Consider the following 25,505-nt stretch of genomic DNA (forward strand, 5'->3'; position numbering starts at 1 on the left):
CTCCGCCACACTTCAGGGGCAGGACACGTAGTGAAAGTCCGGGGCGCGGTCGAGTTCGCCGACGAGCCTGCTGGCGTCGTCGGAGCGTGGGTAGACCGAGATCCAGAACGGCGTCCCGGTGCGCCGGAAGGTCGCGACGCGGTACCAGGCGGGCAGGTCGTCGGCACAATCCTGGCGATCGGCGTACCCCGACCGGCCGGGCACGGCGAGCGTCGACCGTTCCGAATCCAGCCCGACCACCAGCACTCGCGAACCGGCCCGGCTCGCGAGCAGCCCCGGCGACCCGGCGCTCACGGTGGATCCCGGCGGCAGGTAGCGGGCGAGCCAGTCGCCGACCTCGGCCAGCTGCGCGCCCTGTGTGCTCCAGGCCCGCACGCGCTCCAGCACTTCGGGGCTGAACACCGAGACCGCCACCGCGACCCCGGTGAGCGCCGCGGCAACCATCGGAACCGCCCGGGAGATCGCACGCGGCCTCGGCACCGGAATGAGGACTCCGCACCCGGCCACCGCGGCGACCGCCAGCAAGGGCGGCACCGGCACGAGCAGTCGCCACGACAGTCCCGGATCCTCCTCGAAAAGCAACACGATCCCGGTATGGCAGAGGGCGAGCGCCAGCAACAACCACAACGCCGACCGGGCTTCCGCCGCGCGTCCCCGGGACGCCACCAACCCCGCTACGACCGCGGCCGGGACGAGAAAACCCAAGTGCGCCAAGGCGAAGCTGCCCAGATACGGCCAATCCGGTGCGGGCGGCAGACTCGCGGCCGGCACGAAACGGTCGTAGTAGGTGACACGCCAAGCCGTCCACGGGGCCAGGAATACCAGCGCACCCAGCACAAACCCGACCGGTGCCCACCAGGTATGCCGCCCGCGCGCCGCGGCGAAAACGAGCCACCCCGCGCCGACGACCGCGAGCACAATCCCTTCCGGCCGCGTCATCACCGCACTGGCCACGAGCACGCCGGCGACCAACGGCCGGCCAGCCACCAACGCGTACGCGACACAGAGCATGAGCAACGCGAACATCGGCAGCTCAGTGCCTGAAAGTCCATACACCGCGAGCCCGTTCGCCCCCGCGGTCAGCAACGCCGCCGCGACCCCGGCCGCGCGCCGAGGCTCAACCCCTTCCGGCAACCCGAGCGCGGCAAGGCGATTGGCGAGGAAATACGCCATCAACACGCACCCCAGCGCGGCCACGCCGCTCAACCCGACGGCCGCCGTCGGCACTTCCGCTCCGAATGCCCCGCGCGGCAAGGCGATCACCACGAGCCAGAGGAAATTCGCGTAGGTCTCGCTGCGGTCACCCGTGTTGAATACCGGGCCGTTGCCGTCGGCGATGTTCTGCGCGTACCGGAAACTGACGTACGCGTCCTCGGTCACGGTGGCGAACAACAGCTGATGCAGCAGCGAAAACCCGAGCACGAGCAGAAGAACACCGACCCGCCACCGCCGGTCCTGCCCGATCCGCCGCCAAGCGGCGACGATCAGCGCGGCCAGCGCCAGCCATCCCCCCACGACCGCGTAAACCACGCGCCCCCAGCCTCCCGCGCCCCTCACCCGTCCGGCCGACCCCTGGCGGACCGATCCTCACCAGCTCCAGTCAAGCGCGCGGCCGCGCTTCCCGGACATCAGCCGTTCGGGTGTATATGGGGTGCAGTTAGCCTAGGGCCCGATTCCCATCCGCCACGGGGAGCAGGCGGACGCCTACGACGCGAGGAAGACTGTGCCGAGCGATCCCACATCGTTGTCCGTGGCAGCCAGCATCGCCTGCTGCCTGCTCGTGCTCGGGATTCCCGGGCTCGTCACCGGAGCCGCCGCCGGATTGCGCGGCTGGCAACTGGCCGGCCTGACCCCGCTGCTGAGCTACGCCATCGGCGGCCTCGCGGGTCCGTGGACAGCGGCGATCGGGCTGCCCTTCAACGCCTGGACCTTTGCGCTGGCCACCGTGCTCTTCGCGGTTGTCGCGTTTGGACTCCGGTGGTTCACGGTGCGCCGGTGGCCGCACGAGCCAGAGGTGCGGGCTTGGGAACCGCGGGCGAACTGGGCAGTCGGTGCCTGTGTCATCCTCGCAACCGCCATCGGGTTCTACACGGCCGTGCGCGGCATGGGTCACCTCGGCGCGATCGCGCAGGGCGGAGACGCGCCGTACGCGGCCAACGGCGTGCGCTACATCGCCGAAACCGGCGACGGCAGCCTTTTCGGCATGGGCACGGTGAACTGGTACGGCGACGGTGCACCGCCTTTCTACCCCAACGCGTATCACCTGCTCGCCTCCGTGCAGTACACGCTCAGCGGCGGTTCGATCCCGCTCACCCTGGACGTGAACACGGCGTTGCTGCCGGGCTTGCTGGCGCTTTCCCTCGTGGTGCTGGTGCGGGCGTTCCGCGGTCGCGCTGTGCTGGCCGGAGCCGTCGCGCTCGCCTCGGCCGCGCCGGTGATGGGCATGTACGAGTCGATGGACCGGGGGCCGCTGTACCCGTTCCTGCTGGGCATGGCGCTCACCCCGTTGGCCGCCGTAGTGCTGCGCCGGTACCTCGACCGGGTCGCACCGGACACCGGCTTCGTGCTGCTGGTCTCGGCGGTCGGACTGCTGTGCATTCACTCGTCCACGCTGTTCGGCGCGATCCTGTTCGCCGGCCCGCTGCTGGTGCAACGCTGGATCGAGCGGTGGCGCTCGATCGGCAAGGACCTGCTGGCGCTGCTGCCGATCGCGGTGCTGGCGATGCTCGTGGCGTGGCTGCAGCTGTTCGGCGCGCTCGGGCTGGCGAACAGCTCAACGGTGCAGTATCTCGGCTGGCCCAGCGAATGGCGCGCGACGACCGCGCTCGGCGCGTTGCTCGGGTTCCAGCATTTCCAACCACAGCCGCAGATCTTCCTGTCAGTGGCGCTGCTGGCCGGTTTCATCTTCTTCCGCAGGCTTGGCGCGCTGCGTTGGATCGGCTTGACCGCACTGATCACCGGCGTGTTCTACATGGCGGTCTCGTCCTCGGACGCACCGCTGGTCATGGCGCTGGCACGGCCGTGGTGGGACGACCCGTACCGGTTCATCACGATGGCGACCGTGCCGCTGTCGTTCATCGCGGGCCACGGAATCGCGGCGCTGCACGAGTGGCTGAAGGAACGGCTGCCAGCGCGGGTGCCGCCGGCAGCGCTCGCCGCGGTGGTACTGATCGCCTTCGTGGGAGCCACGAAAGGCCTGTACACCCGGACCAACAGCGAGGTAGTCGCGAAGGGATACCACCGCCCCGATCCACGCACCCAGGAAATCACTCCCGGCGAGGAACGCGCGATGACGGAACTGGGCAAGCTCGCGAAGCCGGGTCAATGGGCGATGAACGACCGCTGGGACGGCACGCCGTGGACCTACGCGCTCAGCGGCGTCCGTACCGTCGCCGCCCACGACGACGGTACGAAACCGCCGTCGGACGCCGTGCTGCTCGCCGCGAAATTCCGCGACTACGAAACAGACCCAGCGGTCCGCGCCGCGGTACAGCGACTGAACATCCGCTGGGTGATCCTGGGCCGCCCGGCGGCCCCGCCGAAACGCGCGTACGCGGATCCGGGCTTGAACGGGCTGGCCGGGCTGCCGTTCCTGAAAGAGGTGTACCGCAACGAGGACTCGGTGATTTACCAGCTGAATCGCTGAGGGGCTGGCCGCAATCCAGTTATTCCAGGATCAAGTACGGCCTCTTCAACACTCGGAAAATATAACTGTCAGACCCCACCTTCTCGATCAGAGTCTGGAAGTTCGCCGCACTCAGCACCGAGTACATCGTCTCCTCGAGGAGATCTTTCGCGGCGGTCAGGTACTGCTCGGCGGCATCGTCCGGTTCGGCGACCGCGGGCATCCACCTGACGACAACGCCGTACGGCGGCCCCGCGTTCACCTCCAGCACCGCGCCCGGGCTCGCTTCGGCCCACGACTCGCCATGGGCGTGCACGACAGTCGGAATCCCGGTCCGCACCAACTCGTCGCGGGCGACATTCGCCAATTCAGTCCACACCTCGACCGCTTCCGCCGACGCCTGGACGGCCGGGCCGCCCTCGCTGGACCACGTTTCCATCAACCGAAGCGGATCAGACACTCTTGGTCCCCCTCAACCGAGCCGGCGCGGCCAAAATCCGGTACTCGTAGTTCATGTGCGCGGAATTGTCGATGAGCACCCGGAAGCCGGCCTTGTCCAGCAAGCGGTGCACCGCGCGCTCCATCATCCTGGCTACCTCGAACACCCGGACCACCAGCGGATCGTCCACCTTCTGCGCGATCAGCTTCGCCTGGAAGCTCTCCGAATCGACGATGGGCGAATTCCAGCTGAACAGCACCCCGTAGGGATACCGGTCGGCTACGTGAATCCGCGCTCCCGGAGGGCTTTCCAGCGCAAGAGGTTCATCAGGCGCCTCCACCGACGCGGGAACCCCCATTCGCCGCAGTTCAGCGCAAGCCAGGCCCGCCAATTCGAACCACGTCGCGACCGCGTCGTCCGGAGCTCGGACTTCGACCACCTGATGCTCGTCAAGGAGGTTCTTCTTGGAGAATTGAAAAGGGTCAGTCATGTTGGTTCCTCGTCACCGCAGGCCCGCTCGGGGAAGTGGCGGCCCAGCAGTACGGCTGGACCGCCACGACACCTCGGGAGAATACCTCAACCGGCACTGTAGCGGCACCTCGACCGCCAGCGCCGAGAATTCTAATATCTGACTACCCGCTCTTTGAGAAGAGCGAGCAACGTCTCCCAGTCTCGATCTTTCAGATAAGTTACCGCATATTCGACAATCGTGCCCGGGCTGAGCTCATTACTCAGGAGCGGGCCGCAGACATCCGCGCAGGGCGACCGCTCGGTAAACAATCTTTCAATAGTCTTGGGATCGATCTTCGCCTTGCGCAGCGTATTGATGATCACCTCTTCGGAGTGCCCGGCGGCTCCGCTGATCGCGCCGATGTACCCGTCCGGAAGGATTCCCGTCGGATCCTTGTATCCGGGAACCTTGGCAATCGCGATGTTCCTTTTCATGTCGCCTTTGAAGCGAAACCCCAGCTCCATCCGGTAGCGGAAAGCCAGGTTGGCGAGATCGTTCGGGTCCGCAGTGGCACGTGCGTACAAAACCGGCTTGATGATCAGGCAAGGAACACCGGCCGCTACGGCCCGGCCCGCCGCCGCGAAGGTGAGGCACGATCCCGCGGAGTTGCGGATGAAATTCAGCGCGAGGTCGCCCAGCTTGTTGCGGACCGTGATCCCCTGGAGGAATCCCTCCTCGGTCAGCGCGCCCAATCTGGTCGCGAGCAGGGAATCGGCCGCCACCCCGGTCAGGAGGTCCGCTCCGATGGTGATCTCAAGACCCACCCCGGCCGCTTCCGCGAAGGCTCCGGCCGAAGCACCCGCCAGCGCGCCTACCAGCGGGGCGGTGCACGTCTCGGCACAGATGATCCCCACGCCGACGGCGACTCCGGCGACGATCGCACCCGCGATCCCCCACCAGCGGTCCGTGTCCGCCTCGTCCTCGGCCTTTTCCTTCGCGTCCGAGATCGCCTTGTTGATCAGGTACGTCAGCGCCGGGTTGTACGCGCCCTTGAGGCAGTCGTTGAACGTCTGCTCGCTGTACTGCTTGAGCTGATTGCAGACCGCGACGTTCCGCTCCGACTCGCCCTTCGGGTCGTTGACCATCCGCGAAGCCCTGGCAACGCAGTCATCGTGATCCGGGCCGCTGGGAACGGCGCCGCAGGCGTTGTTGACGTCGTCGGAGAACTTCTTCTTGGCATCGGCGATTTCTTGATTCGCCTTGGCTATCGCCTTGTCGCGCGCTTCGTTCGCGGCCTTGACCGCGTCGTTCGCGTCCTTACCGGCATCGATCGCGTCCTGGTACGCCTGATGCGCCGCGGCGATGGCACTCTGCGCGTACCGCGTCGCGATGTTCGCCGAGTGCCGCGCCGAAGCCGCCGACTGCGAAGCCCGAACAGCCGCTTGCGATGCTCGCTTCGCCGCGTCAGCGGCTTGCGCGGCGGACTGATTGGCTTGCCGCGCGGACTCCTGCGCGTCGCGTGCGGACTGGACAGCCTGAGTTGCCGACGCCACAGCGTCTTTGGCGTAGCCACGAGCCTGCGCGGCGTAGGCTTCCGCGTCCTTGGCCGCGTTGCGCGCGGTCGCCGCGACAGATTGCGCGGTAGCCGCGTTTTCCGCCGCCTTGGCCGCGATCGACGTAGCTTCCGAGACCAATCCGGCGACGGCGGCGTTGTGTGCGGCGGACTCCCGGTCATGCCGGGCCGCGATGTACTGGCCGTTGAGCCGGTACTGCCGCACGATGTCCGGCGAACCCGCCAGCGCGGCCTGCGCGAGCATCCGCGCTTCCGGACCGGTGTCCTGGTTCGCGATGAGCTGATTCAGCGCGATCCGGTCGTCTTTTTCCCGGGCGATGTTCTGCCCGGTATCCAGGAACTTCCGGTACGCCTCAACCGTTCCGGCGTCGAGCGCCTTCTGCGCTTCGGAAACGACGACGGCGTCACCGGACGCGCGCGCCGCAGCCAGCACCTGGTCGACCTGGATCCGGAAGTCGTTGTTCTCGCCCGGGTAATCCGGAGCCGCCAGGAACTGCTTGACGTCGGCGTCGCTTCCGGCCAACGCCTTTTCCGCTGCCGTCTTCTTGGCGGGCACCGCGTCGGCGACCAGTTCCTGCAGCGTCTCCCGGTCGTCCTGCCCCGCGGCACGGGCGATCCCGGTCTGGACGAACTCGAGCACCTCGCGATCGGCACCGGAAAGCGCGCCTTCGGCCGCCGATTTGGTCCACGGGCCGCCGGTCTCCAGCAGCCGCAACGCGACCTTGCGACCATCGGTCACGACTAGCGCGGGATCTGTTCCCGGCGCAGTCGCCTCAGCGAGCAGGCGGTTCGTTTCAGCGTCGCGCTGTGCCTCTTGCGCGGCGTTCCACTTGCGAGTCAGCCCGAGCTGGTCCTGGACCTCGATCGCCTGGTGCGCCGCGTCCGTAGCCTGGTCTGCCTGGACAGCGAGACGATCGGCGTCGGCCTTCCGGGCAGCGTCGTAAATACGTTTGGCCTGCGCCGCCGCGTCACTGGCGATCTTCGCGGCAGCCGTTGCCGCGTTCGCGTGGTCCGTTGCCAGCTGAGCAGCGTGCTCAGCCTCGCCCGCATGCTGCGCCGCGTCGTCCGCGGCAGCCGCGGCCAACGCCGCGTCCACCACAGCCCGGGCGGCGAGTTCGCGAGCCTGCGCCGCAGCGGCATCAGCCTCGTCCGCGAAGGCCCGAGCAGCGGCAGCCGAACGATTGGCCCGGTCGGCCTCCCGTGCCGCCTTCGCGGCCGCTGCCTCTGCCTGGCGAGCATCCGCACCGGCATGCTGCGCCCATTTGACCGCTGCCCGCGCGGACGCGGCCGACTTCTCCGCGTTCTGCCCGGCCGAACCTGCCGCGTCGACCGCTTCCCGGGCATGGCCGAGAGCCACCCGGGCCAGGTCGATCGCGTCCTGGGCCTTCTTCGCCTCGATCGACGCGGACGCCGCGTCCTTCGCTGCCTTCGACGCGTCCCCAGCCTTGCCGCGATCCACCCGCGCTGCGGCGGCCGCATTCCACGCCGCAGCCGAGGCGTTACCGGCCTTCGAGGCCGCAGCAGCCGCACGTGAAGCAGCTTGTGCGGCTACCCGCGCCGCAGCGGTAGCCGCATTGGCCGCGCCCATAGCGGCCTGCGCCGCGCTCGCTGCCCGATTCGCTGCCGTCGCCGCGCGACCAGCCGCATCCGCTGCACCGGCTGCGTTGTCCTTGGCCGCTTCAGCGGCCTTCTCCGCGAGTTCGCTCGCTTGCCGGGCCTTGTCGGCTTCTTCCAGCGCACGGGCCGCGGAGTCCTTGGCGGCCTGCGTCTTCTCCGCGGCCTGCTGCCCCGCGATCTTCGCCGAGTCCAGCAGTTGCTGGATGCTGTCGGTCTCCTGGTCCCGAGCTGCCGCGATTTCCCACTCGCGGTCGAGGAAGATCCGCAGTGCGTTCGGGGAACTGTCACCGAGAGCGGTCTGTGCGGCGGCCTGCACTTCCTTTCCGCCGACGGCCAGGATCTGGTTGACCCGCAGCCGCAGATCGACCGCCTCCGCCTTCGCCGCGGTGGTGTTCAGGAACTCGTGCAGTGCGTCTGAACTGCCGTCGTCCAAGGCGGTCTGGGCGGCCTTGCGCACCTGCGGACCGCCGGCCGCGAGGACCTGGTTGACCCTGACCCGAAGGTCGGTGGTCGACGCGGTGCCCCAGCCCGCGTCCAGGAAATTCCGCAACGCCTTGGGATCCGTGTCCGCGGCGTCGAGTGCCCGCTGAGCGGCACTCTTCACGGCGGGTCCGCCGGAAGCGAGAAGCTGGTCGACCGCGATCCGGTCGTCCAGAGTGGTCAGCCGGTCTAGATTGTCCGTCAGGAACGCGTTGACCTCGGCGTCCGATCCGGTCAACGCACGCTCTGCGGCCGCTTTCGTCTGGGATCCGGCGTCCCGCCAGATGATCAGGACCTTGCCCCGCGGGCTCAAGATCGGGCTGGCCGAGCCGGTGGCCGCGGGTGCGGCTTGCCGCGCCGGTTCGGCCGCTGCCTGCCGGACGCCGAGTTGCATGGTCAGGGCCATCACGAGGATGGCGATCAGGCTGGCGCGCCATGCCCGCCACGTTCTTCGAACCAGTTTCATGACCCTCTTCTCGAGAATGTCTTGTTTTGTCAAAAGGACATGACAAAGAAAGCCGAGTCAGCAGAATCGAGATCGGCGAACAAGTCTGCGAAAGCCTGGCACTAAACCACAGATAAGCCGCGAACAAGACGCGGCCACGTCAGGTTAGCAATCAACAGGAACCGAGATAGCTGTGACTCTCCTCACAGCAATGCCCAGTAATACCCGCATTTCACCAGCGATAGCAATGCAGACGAGCGGTAGCGATCAATCGAACGGATTGACATGCACATCAGGAAACTGGGGATCAGCACTGTCGCCGCGGCGGCAGCAATTACTTCATTCAGCCTATGGACCGCGGAAGCTTCTACTGATACTCCGCAGGCTGCGGCCGACGAACCAGGTTCTCTCGTGGAGGACTATTCGTACCCGGGTGCCGCCTTAATTCAGCAGAAGTACAACGTGGTCCTCACCTCCGGCGACGGACACATTGTTTTCGCCGACTGTGCGACCCCGCCCGACGGAAACGTCGGCGTGCTCCAGGTCCGTTCTACGGAAAACGTAGGCAAGGACGGGCTTGTCTGCTTCAAGGTTCTCGCGGCCACCGGACGCCTCGAGCTTCGGATCCCCGCGGTCTTCGAGATCCGCGGCGACGGCCGGGTCTCCGGCTCCGGCCACAAGATGAAGGCCGACCTCACCACCGACGCCGGCCAGCACTCGACGGTCGACGTCGCCGGTTACGGCAGCACCCCGGTCGGCATCGGCAGCAATCCGAACAACGCTCCCACCACGCTCCTCCAGCTCACGGTCAGCCCTTGAGCCAGCGAAAGGCCAGCACTCCGCCGGATCTCGACGGAAGAACGTCCGTGCCTCGAAAAACCCGCAGAATCCTGGCTCTCTCCGCCACTCTGGTCACCGGTGGCGTGCTCACCGCAGTCCCAGCGCACGCGATTTCCGGCGGTACTGTCGTGCCCTCCGGAACGTCGGGCTACCTTGCTCGCATCACGACGCCCACCAAAGCCTGCTCAGCCGCACTGATCGATCCGTCGTGGGTGATCACCTCGGCGAACTGCCTGACCGCGAGCGCCACCGGTGCTCCCACGGAGAATGCGACGGTGAGCGTCGGTGCGGTCGACGTCAGCACCGGAGCAGGGACGAACGCCAAGGTCGTCAAGGTGATCGGACGAAACGACCGCGACGTCGCGCTGGCCAAACTCGACAAGCCCGCAACCGGGATCACGCCGGTCGCGCTGGCCACGACCGCTCCGACAAGCGGGGAGACCCTCCAACTGGCCGGGTTTGGCCGTACCGCGACCGAATGGGTGCCTGCCCGGCCGTCCGTCGCCTCGTTCGCTGTCTCGTCGGTGAACGCCACCGAGGTGGCGGTGACCTCGGCCAGCGGCTCGGACACCTGCCTCGGCGACGCTGGCGGCCCCGCCTTGCGCACGGCGGGCGACAAGGTCGAGGTCGTGGCGGTCAACAGCCGGTCCTGGCAGCACGGTTGTCTCGCGGTCACCGAAACCCAGCAGGGCGACACCGAAGCCCGGGTCGACGACCTCGCCGACTGGGTCCGGCAGAACACCGTCCCGACGCCGGTGAGCTGCCCGAACGGCGCGGTCGTCTGGGACGACATGGCAGACGGCAGCCTGTGGCGGCACATCCACAATGGACCGGTGAACGGCACAGCGAGCTGGACCGAACCGACCAAATCGAGCGGCAACGGCTGGTTCGGGCGACCGGTCGCGGGCAAGAACGGCGCGATGTGGGACGTCCACCGTTCGTACGGCGCGGGCGATCCGTACGGCGACGGCGTGCTCAAGCTCTGGAAGTGGGACGGCGCGAACCTGACCGGCGGCAAGGCGGTCGGCGACGGCTGGGCCCGGTACCTCACGCCGGAGTTCAAGGATCGCATCACCGTCGACCAGTCCGGTCGCATTTTCATGGTCAACGACCAGGGCGAGCTGCGCGCCTACTTTTGGGACGACGCTGCCGACAAGTGGGGCGACGGCAACGGCCAGCTCGTCGACACCGGCTGGACGAAGTACGACTCGATCACCGCTGCCGGCGACGGCGTGCTCTACGCCCGGACGCCGAACGGCAATCTGTACCGCTTCCAGTACGACTTCGGCGCGGCGAAGTGGACTCAGCGGGGAGAAGCTGGTTGGCACCGGATGGAATATCTTCAGCGGCATCTTCTCGCCTGGAGCTGACATCCTGTACGGCCGCGGGGCCTACGGTCCGGGCCCGTGGGACGGCAAGGACGGCCCGGTTCTGCGCTGGTACCGATACTCCGCGAACACCGACACCTGGCTGCCGGTAGGCACCAGCGGCACGAGCGTCGGTTCCGGTTGGAACACCGACCTCCACGCGACGGCCGCACCGGACTCGTGCCGGCTCGTTCCGTGAGCTGAGCTCTCTTTCAACGACTGAGGGGGCCACCCGAACCCGGGCGGCCCCCTCAGTACGCGAGAACTCAGGCGGCGTCGACCGGAACCGGCCGCCGGGCCGCCATCTTCGCGCCCAGCGCGGCGAAACCGGCTGTGAGCAGGTCCGCCACGGTGAACATGACCCGCGACGCCACCGCGAACGCCGTCGCCTGGCCGACCGTCAGTCCGCTTGCCGTGAGAACCGCGACCTGCGCGACCTCGCGGACGCCGACCCCGCTGGGCAAGATGAAGGCGAACGTGCCGACCGTCATCGCGACGGCCATCGCGCCCACGCACAGGATGAAACCGTTGAAGCCCGGCGCGCCGACCGAGTTTGCCAGCAGCCACAGGTGCACACCCTGCAGGGCCCACGCGCCGGTGGAGGCGCCGAACGCCTTGAGCACCACGCCCCAGCCCAGCGATTCGGCGAGCGGTGGACGGCGCAGGAGCTTCAGAACCAGCGACGTGCCCCAGGTCAGGATGCGCGGGTGCAGCAGCGCGAGACCGACCGGGATCAGCACGAACAGCCACATCGCGCGCGGGCTGTTGCTGAACACCGCCGGTGCCGCGAGCAGCGACACGACCAGCGCGGAAACCACGCTCACGCCCAGCTGGATCAGCGAGCCGGTGAAAATCCGGGCCCTCGCCAGGCCCGCCTTGCGGCCCAGTTCCATCTGCAGCAGGTAGGCCCACACCGAACCCGGCACGTATTTGCCGAGCGAGCCGACCAAGCAGATCTGCGCGCCGCGGGCGTAGCCGATCGGCTTGCCTAGGTGGTCGACCAGGACCTGCCAGCCCCAGGTGGACACCATGATCGCCAGGATCAGCGCCACCAGGCTCAGGGCCGAGGACTGCCAGGCGACGTCGGACAGCGTGTGCCAGAACTCGTCCCAGTTGGACGCCAGGCTCTTCGCCGCGAAGCCGATCACCAGGAGGATGGCGACCCAGCGCACGACGTCGAGCACCCGCGCCTTGGTGGACTTGGGGGCTTTTCCGGTGGTCGGGGCGTCCTCAGTGGACGGGGTGTCGTCCCCCGGGCTCTGCGTACGAACGGTCGTCACTGCCTCTCAGCTCCTCAGGCCTGTACCGTGACCAGCCGGCTGAACTCGGACAGCAGATCGTAGCCGTCCCAGACCCCGGCGAACGTGAGGGCCGAGCCGAAGGGCACGACCCGGTCCACCCCGCGTCCGCCGAGCGCCGTCACGAATCCGGTCAGTTCCTCGCGGGTGAACCCGAACTGGCTCACCGTCTGGTCCTTGCGCTGCACGATCGGCACCAGCTCGTCCAGCGACGCCACCGAGGCGTTCGCGAACGTGCCCGCGCCCAGCCATTCGCGCGGCATCACCGTGGCGTCGGCCAGCTCGAGCGTCGCCAGCGCGTTGCCGTCGAAGTGGATCGACGACACCAGACCGTCGACCGCCGCGCCGTACGCCGACACCCGCTTCTGCACGGCCATTGCCGGTTCGGTGACGTGCTGTTTCGCCGCCAGCACCGCGGCGAGCAACTCGCGGAACTCCTGTCCGGCGGCCTGCGCACCCGTCTCCTCGCCGACCCAGAACACCGCGCGCGGCGACGAGCAGGCGGCCTGGTCGAACCAGTACGAGTCGTTGTAGAAGCCCTCGGCGGCCGCTTTGCGCTGCTCCGGCGCTGCCTCCTGCCAGCCGCGCACCGACGCGATCGCGAACGACGAGCGGTCCGGGAAGGTGAGGTCCCGCGCGTGCGGGGCCAGCGGGTACTTCCGCAGCGCGGCCACGGAAGCGTCGCCGCCCCAGATCACCCGCAGGTCCGCGGCCAGCGACAACGCGCCGCTGATCTCGTCGCTGCGGTCGTAGGTGACCATGCGCTGGGTGGCGCGGATGGTCGCCGCGGTCTCCGGCGAGACGTCTTCCATCGCCGCGTTCAGCGCTTCCAGCACGGCTTCCGCAGCACCGGCCGAACGCGAAGACACGCGCACGACGTTGCTGTTGCCCGCCAACGCCGACAGCGCCCACGAGTACACGAAGATGGTGTCCACATTGGCCGGCGGCACGTGGAAAACGAGCCCGCGCGGGAACCGCAGCGAGGCACCGCTGGTTTCCAAAGTGGACAGTGACTTCGCGAGTTCTCCCTTGCGCAGGAAGAAACCCAGCGAGGCCAGCTCTGGGAAGCGCCGCGCCAGCGCCGGCGCGAGCAGCTTCCGCGCGAACTTGGTGACGAACTCGACCACCCGCGGGTCGCCGACCGTCAGCCGTCCGCCGGGCGGTTCCTCGCGCAGCTCGTCCAGCAGCGCGCCGGCCGAAACCGAGTCGCCGAGCGGAAAACGCTGTTCCAAACCACTCACGCGGCAGCTCCCTGGAACGTGTCCGAGCACCCGCGGGCCTCGGCCTTCGGCAGCCTGCCCAGCACGGAGAAGTGCTTGCCCGGCCAGTCGCCGTCGTCGATTCCGTTGCAGACGCCCAGATCCTCGGTGAGCAGCACGTGTCCCGGATACGACCGCGGCAGCGTGCTCACCACCTCGATGACGCCCGGCTTGCCGACCGGCTGCTCTTCCCAGGTCTCCGGGTCGCGGATCACAACGTCGGCGAAATCGGGGCAGTACAGGGAGTTCCCGGAGGGGCCTTCGAGGAACACGGTGCCGATCTGCTCGATCATCCCGTAGTAGTTGTGAATCCGGGTGAGCCCGGTGTCCTCTTTGAACCGCCTGCGGAACTCGCTGTTGTCGACCGCGCGGTCGATCAGCTTCTTCCAGCCGCCGGAGTGGATGAGGATGCCGTTCGACAGGTCGAGCTTGTGCTCGCGGGCGACCTCGTAGAGGTACTGCCACACCATGAAGGTGAAGCCGAAGATCAGGAAGGGCTTGTCCCCGTACTCGGCGAGGAACTTCCGCACGGCCTCGACGTCCGGCTTGTCGTTCTCGTCCAGCACGTAGGTGTGCTTGCGGCCGAAGTTCGCCATGCCGAGCACGCCCGCGCCGCGTGCGGAGAACGAACGGCGGTTCTTGATGATGCCGATGGTGTCGACCATCAGCATCGGCAGCCGCTCGCCGCCCAGCACCTCCTGCAAGGTGGCACCGAGCTGCTTCGTCTGCGCGCCCGCCGCCTCCTTGTCCAGGTAGATCCGCGAGGCACCGGCCCCGGTGGTACCCGAGGACGTGAGGGTCTTGAAGACCTCGGCGTCCGGAATGGACTTCAGATCGTGCGTTTTGAACATCCGCACCGGCAGCCACGGCAGGTCGGCGATCGTGGCGAACGCCGCGTCCGGCGCGAAACCGAGCGAGGCGAGGATGCGCTCGTACCCGGCGGAGTTCGCCCGGTGGTGCGCGGTCAGCTCGGCGAGCTCAGGGAGCAGCGCCGCCTCTCGCTCCGCCTGCGAGCGCGTGAACACACTCATACCCGTCCTTCCAGCGACCGGTAGTCGATCTTCCCGCTGGCCAGCAGCGGCACTGTGTCGATCGGACGCACGTCGAACCCGCTGGCGTGCAGGTGCAGCCGCTCGGCCAGCGCCCGCGCCGCGTCCTTGCAGATCGCCTTCGCGCCGTCGCCCTCGGGCAGTTCGGCGAACAGCACGACCTTGTCGCCCGCGGGCACCGCGGCCACCACGTCGATGCCCACCGCCGCCGTGCGCACGGCCTGCTCCAGGTCGTCCAAGCTGACCCGGTTGCCGAACACCTTGCCGATCCGCTTGAGCCTGCCGGTGATGTACAGGTACCCCTCGTCGTCGAGGTACCCGAGATCCCCGGTGGCCAGCGTTCCGCCGTATTCGTCGCCCGCGCTCAGCCCTGCTTCGTCCTCGGCATAACCCATCATCACGTTAGGTCCACGGTAAAGGACCTCACCGACAATTTTGGGATGCGTGGTCTCCTCGCCGTCGTCGCGGCGGATGGCGAACGAACCGCCGGGCAGCGCCGGACCGGCCGAGCCGATCTTGTCCGCGAGCCGCTCGGCGGGCACCGTGGTCATGCGCGGGGACGCCTCGGTCTGGCCGTACATGACGTACATCCGGCCGCCGACCGCGAGCATCTTGTCGTTGAACTCGGCGACCAGCTCGTCCCGCAGCTTTCCCCCGGCCTGGGTGAGGGTGCGCAGGGTCGGGTACTTCGCCGGGTCGAATTTCAGCCGGCGCAGCATTTCGTAGTGATAGGGCACGCCGGACAGCGAAGTCACGCCGTATTCCTTCACCGAGTCCCAGAATCCGCGGCCAAGCACGCCAGAAGATTCGATAACCACAGTCGCACCACGCAAAAGGTGCGAATTCAGCACCGAAAGGCCGTAGCTGTAGTGCAGCGGCAGACAGGTCGGCGCGACCTCCTCCGCGTCGATCGCCAGCACCTGCGCGATGGCGTCGGCGTTGGCCAGCAGGCCCTGCCGGGACAGCCGGACGAGCTTCGGATTGCCGGTGGAACCGCTGGTCGGAAGCAGCACGGCGAGGTCGGGATGCGGGACGGCGCCGTCGGCGGCCGCGCGCACCCAGTGCCCGTCTTCGGCCCGGTAGCCCTCAGGCGCGTCCGCTTCGGGAGCGGCCAGCACCGCGGCGGGCCGGAACCGGGTGATCAGGCCTTCGAGCACCTCGGCGTCGAGCGCGGGGTCGATCAGCGCGATCGCCCGTCCCGCCTCGAACGCGCCGAGGTACCGCAGCACGCTGTCCAGGTCCAGCGACATCCGCGCGAACAGCACGCCGGGCGGGAGCTCCGCCAGCGCGGCCGCGGACTGCTCGACCTCCGCTGTCAGCTCGTCGCCCGCCAGCGTGCGGCCCCCGGCCACATCGACCAGCCGGGACCCTTCGCCAACCAGATTCACCGAACCTCCTCGCCCTCGCGAGCGCACTTCACAGCACCAAGCCGCCGTCGACGCCAAGCACCTGACCGGTCACGAACGACGCCTCGTCGCTCACCAGGAAGCGGATCGCCTTCGCCACGTCCTCGGCCGCACCGAGCCTGGCCAGCGGCGTGCGCGCGATGTTGTCCGCCTTCGCGTCCTCGGCGAGACCCGCGGTGAGATCGGTGTCGATCACGCCCGGCGCGACCGCGTTCACGCGGATGCCGGAGCGGCCGAGTTCCTTCGCCGCCGAACGCGCGATGTTCGCCACCGCCGCCTTTGACGCCGCGTACACCGTCTGACCAGCGCTTCCGTACTCGCCGACGATACTGGCCAGCACGACGATCGCGCCGGTCTTCTTCCGCATCATCGCCCTCGCGGCGGCCTGCACGGTGTGCAGCGTGCCGGCGACGTTGGTGCTCAGCGTGGTGTCGACCAGGTCTTCCTTGATCATGCCGAGGAGCGCGTCCTCCATGATCCCGGCATTGGCCACGACGATGTCGAGCTTGCCGTGTTCCTTCGCCACGCCGCGCACCAGCGTGGAGACCGCCTTCGCGTCGGTCACGTCGAGCGCAAGCCCGGCCGAAGCGCCGGCGGCGGCCGCGGCCTCCTTCGCGCGCGATTCGTCGCGACCGGTCAGCACCACGGTGGCCCCGGCCTCGGCCAGGGCCTTCGCCGTGGCGAGGCCGATCCCGCGAGTCCCGCCGGTGACGAGCGCGACGCGTCCGGACAGATCAGTCATTCTTCGACTTCAGCTCGGTCACCATGTCGACCGCGACCTTGAAGCTCGACATGTCGATCACCTGGTCGGTGTCGAACTCGACGTCGAACTCGTCCTCGATGGCGGCGACCAGCGCCATGTGGCCGACCGAGTCCCACGCCTCGATGTCGCGGTACTTGAGGTTCTCGACGTCAACGTCCCCGTCGAGGTCCAGCGCCTCGACGAAGACCTCTCGCAGCTTGGGGGCGATTTCCGACATTCACAGCTCCTAGTGTTCGTCGCGGGGGCGGGCGTCCCACGCCTTGACCACGGTAGAGAGGTCCCCGGGAAGGCGATCGGCCAGCCCGTCGTCCGGCAGTTCGCCCTTGCCCTTCAGCCACGGCGAGAGCGCCTCGATCATGGTCTCGTCGAGGCCGCGCCGGGACAGCCCGACCACATTGACGCCGGTCACCCTTGCCGGGTTGCCTACCGCGATCGTGAAAGCGCCCACTTCTCGGCGGACCGCCGAGCTCATCCCGACCATCGCGCCAGGCCCGATCACGACACGCTGGTGCAGCACAGTGCCCATGCCGAGGTTCGCGCCGTCCCAGATGTGGCAGTGCCCGCCAGTGATCACGTTCGATGCGACGGTGACGCCCGAGCCGACCAGGCAGTCGTGCGCGATGTGGCTGCCGCGCAGGTAGTAGCCGTCGCTGCCGAGAGTGGTGGTGCGCCAGGTGCCCTGGTGCACGCTGACGTACTCGCGGATGCGGTTGCGGTCGCCGATCACGACGCCGTAGCCGTCCTGGTCCGGATCACCGGTCGGCGTTTCCTCCCAGGCCGCCGGATGCGGACGCCCGCGGTCCTCGCCCGGCGTGCCGATGGTCACGTGCGGTCCGATCCAGTTCCCGTCGCCGATGCGAGCCGGGCCGACGATGACCGTGTAAGGGCCGATGACGTTGCCTTCGCCCAGCTCCACGCCCTCGCCGACGACTGCCGTGGGGTGAATCCGGTTGGGTGCCGCAGGTGACACAGTCGGTGATCCGTTTCGTCGCTTCCGGCCTGGACGGCCTGGGGTCAAGGGCTGGCGGCGGCGCCCGGTAACGTGTGGCCCGCGTGCATGCAGGGTGGCCGGGCGCAGAACCGGCGGCTTTCCGGCCTCGCGGCCGGAGCGCCTAGCACTGTACCGGACGCATAGAAATCCCCAGCCGAGAGAGACTGCCGATGATCCCCATTACCGTGGTCGACGTCCGAGACGCGGAGGACCTGGTCGTCGAGGTGCTGCGATCCGGCGCCATCGCTCAGGGGCCGATGGTCAAGCGCTTCGAGGACGCTTTCGCGCAAGTCGCGGGCACGAAGCACGCCATCGCCGTGAACAACGGGACGACCGCGCTCGTCGCGTCGCTGCAGGCGCTGGACCTTCAGCCCGGGGACGAGGTGGTGACCTCGCCGTTCACCTTCGTCGCGACGCTGAACGCCATCCTGGAGGCGGGCGCGACCGTCCGGTTCGCCGACATCCGGCGCGACGACTTCGCGCTCGACCCCGACGCCGTCGCCGCCGCGGTCGGCCCGCGCACCAAGGTGCTGATGCCGGTCCACCTGTACGGCCAGACCGCGGACATGGGCAAGCTCGCGCCGCTCGCCGCCGAGCACGGGCTGCGGGTCATCGAGGACTCCGCGCAGGCCGTCGGCGCGTCTTTCGAGGGCAAGCAGGCCGGGTCGTACGGCATCGGCTGCTTCTCGCTGTACGCGACGAAGAACGTGACCACCGCCGAGGGCGGCGTGATCACCACGGACGACGACGCGCTGGCCGACAAGCTGCGCGTGATGCGCAACCAGGGCATGAAGGCCCGTTACCAGTACGAGATGGCCGGGCACAACTACCGGATGACCGACCTGCACGCCGCGGTCGGCATCCCGCAGCTGGAGAAGCTCGACCAGCTCACCGCGGCCCGCCAGGCCAACGCGAAGCGGCTGTCCGAGGGGCTCGCCGGCACGCCGGGTCTCGAAATTCCGCAGGTGCTGCCCGGCCGTGAGCACGTGTGGCACCAGTACACCGTGCTGGTCGGCCCGCACGCGATGCTCTCGCGCGAGGAATTCGCCTCCGCGCTGACCGAAAAGGGCATCGGCAACGGGATCTACTACCCGAAGATCGTCTTCGACTACGACTGCTACCGCGGGCACCCGCTGATCCCGGATGCTCGCGTCGAGGACTTCCCAGCGGCGTCCGCCGTTGCCGCGCAAGCACTTTCGCTGCCGGTGCACCCGCATCTGACCGAATCCCAACTGGACCGCATCATCGAGGCCGTTCGCGAGGTACTGGGCGCATGACACACCGCATCGCACTCGTCGGCACCGGCAACATGGGCTCGTTGCACGCGCGCGTCCTGTCGCAGAACGACCGGGTGGACCTGGCCCGCGTGATCGACCCGCGCGAGGAAGCGGGCCGCGCGGCCGCCGAACGCTACGAAACCCAGTGGACACCGGAAATCGGCTCGCTGTCCGATGTGGACGCGGTAGTGCTCGCCTCGGCCACCGAGGTGCATTACGAGCTGGCGCAGGAGATTCTCGGCCAGGGCAAGCCGATGCTGGTCGAGAAGCCGGTGTGCGACAGCCTCGAGTTCTCGCAGGAAATCGTTGCCCTGTCGGCGAAGAAGGACGTCCCGCTGATGTGCGGGCTCCTGGAGCGCTACAACCCGGCCGTGATGACCGCGCGGGCGCTGGTGAACGAACCGGTGCACCTGATGGCGCGCCGGCACGGCCCGTACGCGCCGCGGATCAAGACCGGCGTCGCGTGGGACCTGCTGGTGCACGACGTCGACCTGGCGATCCAGTTCTTCGGCGGGGCGACCCCGAGCCGGGTCACCTCCAGCGCGGGGTACTTCCACCCGCAGTCGGTCACCGGGGCCGAGGACACCATCGAGACGGTGCTGTCGTTCCCCGCCGGGCTGGCCACGGTGTCGGCTTCGCGGCTGGCGCAGCGCAAGGTCCGGTCGCTGATGGTGTCCGAACTGGACCGGATGATCGAGATCGACCTGCTGCGCCGCGACGTGACCATCTACCGGCACGTCTCGCACGATTCGGTCACCCCGGACGGGCTCGGCTACCGGCAGCAGACCGTCATCGAGATCCCGGAACTGGTCACCGCGCGCGAACCGCTGGCGACCCAGCTGGACCGGTTCGTCGACCTGCTGGAGGGCAAGGTCGACGCGGACGTCGAGCGGGCATTGATCCTGCCCTCGCACGAGGTCGTGGCGCAGGTGCTGGCCGAAGCCGCCTGATTACCTGGTGAGGCGTTTGCCGTCCGCGGAGTAGGCGACCAGCGGGGTCGCGCTCTCCGCGGACGGTACGTCGTCCTGGTCGAACCAGAAGACGACCACGTCGGGATCCTCGCTCCAGCGCGCAGTGTGCGCCGGGATCGTGCGACCGTCCACTGTGGTCTCGATGCGCGCGGCCGGTCCGCTGAAGTAGCCGTACACCGGCACCCAGACATCGGACACGGTGGTGCCGCCCGAGGTGGCGTGGAAGCCGAAAGAGCGGTCCTTGCCTTCGGATTCGTTGGCGAGGTACAGCGGACGCAGGTCGCCGTCCGGCTCGTACAGGCTGGCCATCACTCCGAATTGGACAGTCGGAAGGTTGTCCGGATCGTCGATTTCCGTCGCGTAGAAGACAAGTTCCGCGCCGTCGGCGTAGGTGCCGGTGGAGATCACCTCGCCGAGCGGCCGGGATTCCGCCGACGTCGGGGCCGGGACCGAAGTCGACGAGGACACGTTCGTCACCATCGGCGGCGACGCGGCCGCGTGCACCTGCTCCGGCGCGCCGCCCGGCGACCGTAGCCAAGCCGCGCCGAAGACCACGGCTACCACAGCCAGCGCCGCCCCCGAGGAGGTCAGAAACCGCCGTCGACGCCGGATCCGCGCGCCGTCTTTGAAAATCCGGTCGAGATCGGGCTCCGCGAAGGGTTCCGCAGGCGCTTCCTGAAGCGCGGCGCGCAACCGGTCAAGTTCGTCAGTCACGCGCTCACCTCCCCGACCAGCGCTTCGCCGTCCACGCGCAACTTCGCCAGTGCACGGGAATTGGTGCTCTTGACCGTGCCGACCGACACGCCCAGTTCCTCGGCGACTTGGTGTTCCGGCAAATCGAAGAAATGCCGGAGAACGACCACGGCCCGCTCCTTCGCGGTGAGCCGGGCCAAGGCGCTGGAAAGCCATTCCCGATCGGCGACGGCGTGCGAAATGTCCGGCACCTTCGGCGGTTCCGGCATCTCCTCGGTGGCGTATTCGCGGATCGGGCGGCGCCAGATGTCGATCACGTGATTGGCGAGCACGCGCCGGGCGTAGGCGTACGGGTTCTTGCGCCGCACCCGGGGCCAGGCGGCGTAGGTACGGGTGAAGGCAGTCTGCGCGGCGTCCTCGGCCTGGTGGCGATCGCCGGTGAGCAGGTAGGCCGCGTGGGTGAGCCGGGCAGAACAGGACCGCACGAAGTCGGCGAACTCGTCGTCCCCGCGCACCATCCCCACCTCTGTTTCCTGGTTGCCTTGCGGTCCAGGTTACGGGGGCGGGGGACGTGCGTCGACGTAATGGCTGGTCAGTCTTGTCTCAATGACGCGACGCATGGTGTTCAGGGAGGTGCTTGGTGTCAGCGTTGCGCACACGGGTCGATGAGCGCGTAATCGCCGTCCATGAGCCGGTCAGCGATCATGCTGACCGGCGGATCCAGATCTACGATCCAGTAGTGCTCGATACCGGCATCGGCGCTCATCTCCGGGCAGAGCTGGAACCACATCGGACCCGGCGACACGGACGGAACTCCTTCGACAACCTCGATCCGAACCCTCGGGTTCTCCGGAAGGTCCGCCCAGCCGGCAAGGGTCAGGAGGTGATGAGGCCATTCAAGGACAGCATCCGCCAGCGCGTGACGCACCGTGTCCGAATTACTTCTCCGTGAAGTCGCCTGACGGAGAACCCCACCCCGACGAGTCGTCCGACAAGGCGCGGCGGCGGGCGTTTTCCTCGCGGACCCGCTTCACCTCCGCCTCGATGTACTCCTCGTCGTAGCGCTGGAACACCCGCGCCGGGTTGCCCGCCACCAACGAACGCGCCGGAACATCCTTCGCGACCACCGAGTTCGGCTGCACCGTCGCGAAGTCACCGATCGTGACGCCCGGCATGATCACCACGAGGCCGCCGATAAAGCAGCCCTTGCCGATTTTCACCGGCTTGCGTTCGATCAAATCGCTGCCGGAATGATTTTCCAGCGCCATGTTCGCCAGCCAGCTCGAATGCGTGAACACCAGGGTGTTCAGCCCGATGCTGGTGTGCTCTCCGATTTCCAGCCCGCCGCTGGCGTCGAGGGCCGCGCCCTCGCCGACCCAGCAGTGCTCGCCCATCGTGAGGTTGCCCGGGCTGACGATCTTGACTCGCTCCCGCACCCGGCACGACTCCGGCAGGCCGTAGAACGCGGCCCGCTCGGCGTCGTTCAGGTACTGCGAAACGAGGTCGTTCAGGATCATCGGGCGCAGCCGGTTGCTGCGCTCGTCGTCGAAGAACATCAGTTGTCCGCCACCAGTTTCGTGAGCACCCGCAGGTGTTCCTCGGCCACTACGTCCAGTCCGAAGTTGTCCCGGACCATCGAGGCTTCCCGCTCGGCGATCCGCGCGCGCTCCTTCGGATCGTCCAAAAGGGACAGCACGGTGGACTTGACCGCTTCGGAATCGTTCGGCCGCACCAGCAGGATGTTCTCGCCATTGTGCAGTTCGATGCCGGGGTAGTTGTCCTCGGCGACCGACGCGATGGTCGCCGTGCCGGACAGCATCGCCTCAAGCGACGCGGTACCGCAGCCGCCGTTGAGGTCGTGCGTGACGATGTCCGCGGCCGCGAAGTACGCGGGCACGTCCGCCTTCGGCACCGCGCCGGTGACGATCAGCGCGTCGGCCACGCCCAGTTCCTTGGCGCGCTGCTGGAACGCGTCGTGATACACCCGGCCGACGATCACCACGCGCAGCCCGGGGTGCCGCTCCAGGATCGCGGGCAGCGCCTCGATCAGCGGCAGCCGGTTGCGCAGCGGGATCACGTGCCCGAGCGACACGATCAGCGGCGCGTCCCCGATCTCCAGTTCCGCGCGCACGTCCTTGGTCACCGGCTTGGCGAAATGCCCGGTGTCGACCGCGATCGGGAAGTACTCGGAGTTGTCGTCGCTCGTGCCGTAGCGCTCGACGCAGTAGTCCACACCGAGCTTGTCGAGGATGACGAAGCGCGGGCGCAGGTACTTCAGCACCGGGTTCACCAGCATCGCGTCGAGCACCCGGAACACGCGGCCGTACATCTTGTTCTCGCTGGTCAGCAGCGTGTGGATGGTCAGCAGAACGGGCAGTTCGCGGCGGCGCGCGTAGATGCCGACCATCCAGGACAGGTCGAAGAACTGCCCGTGCAGGTGCACCGCGTCCGGTTTGAACTCGTTCAGCAGCTTCCACAGCCGCCGCCAGTTGCCCGGCCGCATCGACGCGAACGTCATGTCGAAGTCGATCGACAGGCCGAGCTGCGGCATTTTCACCGCGGGGAGGCGCACGACGCGGTATCCGTCGCGCTCCTCCTCCGCCGGCGCGTCACCGTAGGCAGCGGTGATCGCCAGCACTTCGTGTCCGGCTGCCGCGTACTCGGCGGCCAGTGAGGCCGACATGTGCGCGCTCCCGCCCACGCGCGGCGGGAAGAAGTTGTTCACCACCACGATCCGCATGGGTTTTCCTTCGGCCGGGCCCGCAGTGCTCATTACGCATTCCCCTCGGAAGACGCGCCGACGGCGAGGCTCACTCGGAGTCCCGCACCAAAGCGCGCATGCCCTCTTCGACGGTGATCTGCGGCTCCCAGCCGAGCACCTCGCGGGCCCGGGTGATGTCCGCGGCACGGCGGGACACGAGGACGTCGCGCTTGTTGAACACCGGCTCGACGTCGACGCCGACCGCCTCGATGAGGATCTTCGCCAGGGTGGCGATCGAGGTGTCGATGCCGGTGCCGATGTTGATCGGCAGGTTCGACTGCTCCGACTCCAGCGCGGCGACGACGCCCTTGGCGAGGTCGGTCACGTGCACGAAGTCCATCGACTGGTCGCCCGCGCCGTCGATGATCGGCGGCTGGCCGGCGCGCAGGCGCTGGATGAAGTGGTTGATGACCGAGGTGTAGTACGCCTCGATCTTCTGGCCGGGGCCGTACACGTTGAAGAACCGCAGCGCGTTCCAGGAGAGGCCCTTGGTGCGCTCGTAGAAGCCGAGCAGGTCCTCGCCGGCGCGCTTGGAGATGCAGTACGGGGTGAGCGGGTTCAGCTTGTCGTCCTCGTGCATCGGCAGCTTCTCCGGCTCGCCGTACACCGAGGCGCTGGAGGCGAACACCAGACGCTCGACGCCCTCGTCGGCCGCGGCCGCGAAGACGTTGTTGTTGCCGACCATGTTGATGTCGATCGACTCGCCCGGGTCCGCGATCGACTTGTTGATCGACACGGTGGCGAAGTGGATCGCGTGCGTGCAGCCCCGCATGGCCTCGCGGACGCCGACGCCGTAGCGCACGTCCTTCTCGATCAGTTCGACCTTGCCGGTGGCGACGAACTCGTTGACGCGGTCGCGGTCGCCGCGGGTCATGTTGTCGAAGATCCGGACCGTGTAGTCCTTCTCCAGCAGGATCGGGATCACGTGCGAGGCGATGAAACCGCCGGCGCCGGTGAAGAAAACTTTCTTGTCGGACATGGGTTCTCCTCAGAGAGCTCGGCGGGTCAGGAAAGAGCGGACACGGCTTCGCGCACGGTGGTGACCACGCGCTCGACTTCGCTGTCGGTGAGTTCCGCGTGCATCGGAATGGCCAGCTGGCGGCGGAAGGCGTCGGCGGAGACGGGCAGCGGCTGCTGCTCGCCGTACACCGGCTGCAGGTGGGAGGCGTAGGTGCCGAAGTTGCACTGCACGCCCTGTTCGCGGATCCGCAGGGCCAGCGCGTCGCGGCTGATCTCCGGGGCCACCGTCATCAGGTAGGCCTGCCACGGGTGTTCGCGGTCGGGAGCCTCGACCGGCACGGTCAGCGCGTCGACGTCCTCGAACGCCTCGTGGTAGCGCTTGGCCACCGAACGGCGGGCGGCGAGCAGGTCGGGCAGCCGGTCGAGCTGGACGCCCATGATCGCGGCCTGGATGTCCGAGAGCCGGAAGTTCCAGCCGAGCTCGTGGAAGGACGGGATCGGCAGCGTGTCCGAGCCTTCGCGGCTGATCGCCGGCTCGATGCCGTAGGTGTGGATCTTGCGCGCGTGCGCGATCAGGTCCTCGCGGTTCGAGACCAGCGCGCCGCCCTCGCCCGCGGTGATGCCCTTGCGGCCGTGGAAGGAGAACGCGGCCAGGTCGGCGAGGCTGCCCGCCGGGCGGTTGCGGTAGGTCGCGCCCGCGGAGCAGGCGGCGTCCTCGAACAGCCACAGGCCGTGCTTGTCGGCGATGGCGCGGTACTCGTCGAAGTCGCCGGGCTGGCCCGCGACGTCGACGGCCAGGATGCCGACCGTGCGCGGCGTGATGAGCGCTTCGATCGCGGCCGGGTCGGCGCTGAAGATGTCCGGGCGGATGTCGGCGAAGACCGGCTTCGCGCCGGCCTGCAGCACGGCGTGGCCGGTCGCCGGGAAGGTGTAGTCGCCGACGATCACCTCGTCGCCGGGCTGGACGCCGAGCACCTTCAAGCCCAGGAACAGGGCGGATCCGCAGTTGCTGGTGGTCAACGCGTGCGCGGTGCCGGTCAGCTGCGCGAAGCGCTCCTCGAAGCGACGGCACGCCGGGCCCGCGCCGGCCAGCCAGCCAGAACGGAACACTTCGGCGACGGCTGCGAGCTCTTCGTCGCCGACGGTCGGCTTCCCGAGCAGGACGGGTTCGCCCACTGTAGATCTCCTGTGCATCGGGGTGTCCCGCATTGCGCGGGGTCGCGCCAAAGTGTATAGAAGT

Annotated in this window: 23 protein-coding genes; 5 read left to right on the forward strand and 18 right to left on the reverse strand. The window is 68.2% G+C overall.

Annotated features, from left to right (window positions below; genetic code table 11):
* Positions 1–12: 12 nt before the first annotated feature.
* Complete coding sequence (locus tag BM362_RS03495; RefSeq protein WP_067578645.1) at positions 13–1,530, reverse strand: hypothetical protein; 1,518 nt, start codon at positions 1,528–1,530, stop codon at positions 13–15.
* A gap of 220 nt (positions 1,531–1,750) precedes the next feature.
* Between BM362_RS03495 and BM362_RS03500 the strand changes: the two genes are divergently transcribed.
* Entirely contained in the window at positions 1,751–3,646 is a 1,896-nt protein-coding gene (locus BM362_RS03500) for a DUF6541 family protein (protein ID WP_232791561.1), read from the forward strand.
* A gap of 19 nt (positions 3,647–3,665) precedes the next feature.
* Here BM362_RS03500 and BM362_RS03505 read toward each other — a convergent pair whose 3' ends face one another.
* From BM362_RS03505 to BM362_RS03515, 3 genes are all read right to left on the reverse strand, one after another.
* Positions 3,666–4,085: a hypothetical protein gene (locus tag BM362_RS03505; protein WP_143132372.1), complete on the reverse strand. Its 420-nt coding sequence runs from the start codon at positions 4,083–4,085 to the stop codon at positions 3,666–3,668.
* The gene (locus BM362_RS03510) at positions 4,078–4,554 is read right to left on the reverse strand and encodes a hypothetical protein (RefSeq protein WP_093572178.1); all 477 of its coding nucleotides are present in this window, start codon (positions 4,552–4,554) and stop codon (positions 4,078–4,080) included. The genes BM362_RS03505 and BM362_RS03510 overlap by 8 nt, the downstream gene beginning before the upstream one ends.
* A gap of 131 nt (positions 4,555–4,685) precedes the next feature.
* Positions 4,686–8,651 carry a nucleic acid/nucleotide deaminase domain-containing protein gene (locus BM362_RS03515; protein ID WP_093572179.1) on the reverse strand — a complete coding sequence of 1,322 codons (3,966 nt, stop codon included), beginning with the start codon at positions 8,649–8,651 and terminating at the stop codon, positions 4,686–4,688.
* 264 nt (positions 8,652–8,915) lie between these two features.
* Here BM362_RS03515 and BM362_RS03520 point away from each other — a divergent pair, with 264 nt between their 5' ends.
* Both BM362_RS03520 and BM362_RS03525 read left to right on the forward strand, forming a co-directional pair.
* A complete protein-coding gene (locus BM362_RS03520) occupies positions 8,916–9,449 on the forward strand; it encodes a hypothetical protein (RefSeq protein ID WP_143132373.1) in 534 nt (177 codons plus the stop codon).
* 47 nt (positions 9,450–9,496) lie between these two features.
* Complete coding sequence (locus BM362_RS03525; RefSeq protein WP_143132374.1) at positions 9,497–10,840, forward strand: tachylectin-related carbohydrate-binding protein; 1,344 nt, start codon at positions 9,497–9,499, stop codon at positions 10,838–10,840.
* 263 nt (positions 10,841–11,103) lie between these two features.
* Here BM362_RS03525 and BM362_RS03530 read toward each other — a convergent pair whose 3' ends face one another.
* From BM362_RS03530 to BM362_RS03560, 7 genes are read right to left on the reverse strand one after another with little or no spacing between them, the layout of a single operon-like run.
* Positions 11,104–12,117 (reverse strand): lysylphosphatidylglycerol synthase transmembrane domain-containing protein, encoded by a 1,014-nt coding sequence (locus tag BM362_RS03530; RefSeq protein ID WP_067578632.1) that lies wholly within the window; start codon positions 12,115–12,117, stop codon positions 11,104–11,106.
* Positions 12,118–12,131: 14 nt separating this feature from the next.
* Positions 12,132–13,376 carry an acyl-CoA reductase gene (locus BM362_RS03535; protein WP_093572181.1) on the reverse strand — a complete coding sequence of 415 codons (1,245 nt, stop codon included), beginning with the start codon at positions 13,374–13,376 and terminating at the stop codon, positions 12,132–12,134.
* Positions 13,373–14,425: a LuxE/PaaK family acyltransferase gene (locus tag BM362_RS03540; RefSeq protein ID WP_067578630.1), complete on the reverse strand. Its 1,053-nt coding sequence runs from the start codon at positions 14,423–14,425 to the stop codon at positions 13,373–13,375. Before BM362_RS03540 ends, BM362_RS03535 begins: the two co-directional genes overlap by 4 nt.
* On the reverse strand, positions 14,422–15,831 hold the full coding sequence (locus BM362_RS03545) for an AMP-binding protein (RefSeq protein ID WP_093572182.1): 1,410 nt from the start codon (positions 15,829–15,831) through the stop codon (positions 14,422–14,424). Before BM362_RS03545 ends, BM362_RS03540 begins: the two co-directional genes overlap by 4 nt.
* A 28-nt stretch (positions 15,832–15,859) precedes the next feature.
* Complete coding sequence (locus tag BM362_RS03550; protein ID WP_093572183.1) at positions 15,860–16,591, reverse strand: SDR family NAD(P)-dependent oxidoreductase; 732 nt, start codon at positions 16,589–16,591, stop codon at positions 15,860–15,862.
* Positions 16,584–16,829 (reverse strand): acyl carrier protein, encoded by a 246-nt coding sequence (locus BM362_RS03555; protein ID WP_067578624.1) that lies wholly within the window; start codon positions 16,827–16,829, stop codon positions 16,584–16,586. Before BM362_RS03555 ends, BM362_RS03550 begins: the two co-directional genes overlap by 8 nt.
* Before the next feature lie 9 nt (positions 16,830–16,838).
* Positions 16,839–17,582, reverse strand: a complete 744-nt coding sequence (locus tag BM362_RS03560; protein WP_093572184.1) for an acyl-ACP--UDP-N-acetylglucosamine O-acyltransferase family protein — start codon at positions 17,580–17,582, stop codon at positions 16,839–16,841.
* 191 nt (positions 17,583–17,773) lie between these two features.
* Between BM362_RS03560 and BM362_RS03565 the strand changes: the two genes are divergently transcribed.
* Together BM362_RS03565 and BM362_RS03570 are read left to right on the forward strand one after the other, a co-directional pair.
* Positions 17,774–18,880 (forward strand): DegT/DnrJ/EryC1/StrS family aminotransferase, encoded by a 1,107-nt coding sequence (locus BM362_RS03565; protein WP_067578620.1) that lies wholly within the window; start codon positions 17,774–17,776, stop codon positions 18,878–18,880.
* Positions 18,877–19,830: a Gfo/Idh/MocA family protein gene (locus tag BM362_RS03570; RefSeq protein ID WP_067578618.1), complete on the forward strand. Its 954-nt coding sequence runs from the start codon at positions 18,877–18,879 to the stop codon at positions 19,828–19,830. The genes BM362_RS03565 and BM362_RS03570 overlap by 4 nt, the downstream gene beginning before the upstream one ends.
* Here BM362_RS03570 and BM362_RS03575 read toward each other — a convergent pair whose 3' ends face one another.
* The 7 genes from BM362_RS03575 to BM362_RS03600 all read right to left on the reverse strand — a co-directional run bounded on the left by BM362_RS03575 (position 19,831) and on the right by BM362_RS03600 (position 25,459).
* The gene (locus tag BM362_RS03575) at positions 19,831–20,565 is read right to left on the reverse strand and encodes a hypothetical protein (RefSeq protein ID WP_067578615.1); all 735 of its coding nucleotides are present in this window, start codon (positions 20,563–20,565) and stop codon (positions 19,831–19,833) included. It lies immediately after the preceding gene.
* Positions 20,562–21,062, reverse strand: a complete 501-nt coding sequence (locus tag BM362_RS03580; protein WP_067578612.1) for a SigE family RNA polymerase sigma factor — start codon at positions 21,060–21,062, stop codon at positions 20,562–20,564. The genes BM362_RS03575 and BM362_RS03580 overlap by 4 nt, the downstream gene beginning before the upstream one ends.
* A gap of 125 nt (positions 21,063–21,187) precedes the next feature.
* Positions 21,188–21,472 carry a hypothetical protein gene (locus BM362_RS46770; RefSeq protein ID WP_143132375.1) on the reverse strand — a complete coding sequence of 95 codons (285 nt, stop codon included), beginning with the start codon at positions 21,470–21,472 and terminating at the stop codon, positions 21,188–21,190.
* A 10-nt stretch (positions 21,473–21,482) separates the two neighbouring features.
* On the reverse strand, positions 21,483–22,100 hold the full coding sequence (locus tag BM362_RS03585; protein ID WP_067578607.1) for an acyltransferase: 618 nt from the start codon (positions 22,098–22,100) through the stop codon (positions 21,483–21,485).
* Positions 22,100–23,317, reverse strand: a complete 1,218-nt coding sequence (locus BM362_RS03590; protein WP_232791560.1) for a glycosyltransferase family 4 protein — start codon at positions 23,315–23,317, stop codon at positions 22,100–22,102. The genes BM362_RS03585 and BM362_RS03590 overlap by 1 nt, the downstream gene beginning before the upstream one ends.
* A 37-nt stretch (positions 23,318–23,354) precedes the next feature.
* Entirely contained in the window at positions 23,355–24,284 is a 930-nt protein-coding gene (locus tag BM362_RS03595) for an NAD-dependent epimerase/dehydratase family protein (protein WP_093572185.1), read from the reverse strand.
* A 26-nt stretch (positions 24,285–24,310) separates the two neighbouring features.
* On the reverse strand, positions 24,311–25,459 hold the full coding sequence (locus BM362_RS03600) for a DegT/DnrJ/EryC1/StrS family aminotransferase (RefSeq protein WP_093572722.1): 1,149 nt from the start codon (positions 25,457–25,459) through the stop codon (positions 24,311–24,313).
* Between the last annotated feature and the right edge of the window lie 46 nt (positions 25,460–25,505).

Origin of the sequence: Amycolatopsis rubida (assembly GCF_900115345.1) — a bacterium.
Taxonomy (GTDB): domain Bacteria; phylum Actinomycetota; class Actinomycetes; order Mycobacteriales; family Pseudonocardiaceae; genus Amycolatopsis; species Amycolatopsis rubida.

What these genes read in the sequence shown, in the direction of transcription:
- BM362_RS03510 (WP_093572178.1), bottom strand. Translation starts at nt 4,554, where the DNA reads ATGACTGACCCTTTTCAATTCTCCAAGAAGAACCTCCTTGACGAGCAT.
- BM362_RS03515 (WP_093572179.1), bottom strand. Translation starts at nt 8,651, where the DNA reads ATGAAACTGGTTCGAAGAACGTGGCGGGCATGGCGCGCCAGCCTGATC.
- BM362_RS03520 (WP_143132373.1), top strand. Translation starts at nt 8,916, where the DNA reads ATGCACATCAGGAAACTGGGGATCAGCACTGTCGCCGCGGCGGCAGCA.
- BM362_RS03540 (WP_067578630.1), bottom strand. Translation starts at nt 14,425, where the DNA reads ATGAGTGTGTTCACGCGCTCGCAGGCGGAGCGAGAGGCGGCGCTGCTC.
- BM362_RS03550 (WP_093572183.1), bottom strand. Translation starts at nt 16,591, where the DNA reads ATGACTGATCTGTCCGGACGCGTCGCGCTCGTCACCGGCGGGACTCGC.
- BM362_RS03555 (WP_067578624.1), bottom strand. Translation starts at nt 16,829, where the DNA reads ATGTCGGAAATCGCCCCCAAGCTGCGAGAGGTCTTCGTCGAGGCGCTG.
- BM362_RS03565 (WP_067578620.1), top strand. Translation starts at nt 17,774, where the DNA reads ATGATCCCCATTACCGTGGTCGACGTCCGAGACGCGGAGGACCTGGTC.
- BM362_RS03570 (WP_067578618.1), top strand. Translation starts at nt 18,877, where the DNA reads ATGACACACCGCATCGCACTCGTCGGCACCGGCAACATGGGCTCGTTG.
- BM362_RS03580 (WP_067578612.1), bottom strand. Translation starts at nt 21,062, where the DNA reads ATGGTGCGCGGGGACGACGAGTTCGCCGACTTCGTGCGGTCCTGTTCT.
- BM362_RS03585 (WP_067578607.1), bottom strand. Translation starts at nt 22,100, where the DNA reads ATGTTCTTCGACGACGAGCGCAGCAACCGGCTGCGCCCGATGATCCTG.
- BM362_RS03590 (WP_232791560.1), bottom strand. Translation starts at nt 23,317, where the DNA reads ATGAGCACTGCGGGCCCGGCCGAAGGAAAACCCATGCGGATCGTGGTG.
- BM362_RS03595 (WP_093572185.1), bottom strand. Translation starts at nt 24,284, where the DNA reads ATGTCCGACAAGAAAGTTTTCTTCACCGGCGCCGGCGGTTTCATCGCC.
- BM362_RS03600 (WP_093572722.1), bottom strand. Translation starts at nt 25,459, where the DNA reads ATGCACAGGAGATCTACAGTGGGCGAACCCGTCCTGCTCGGGAAGCCG.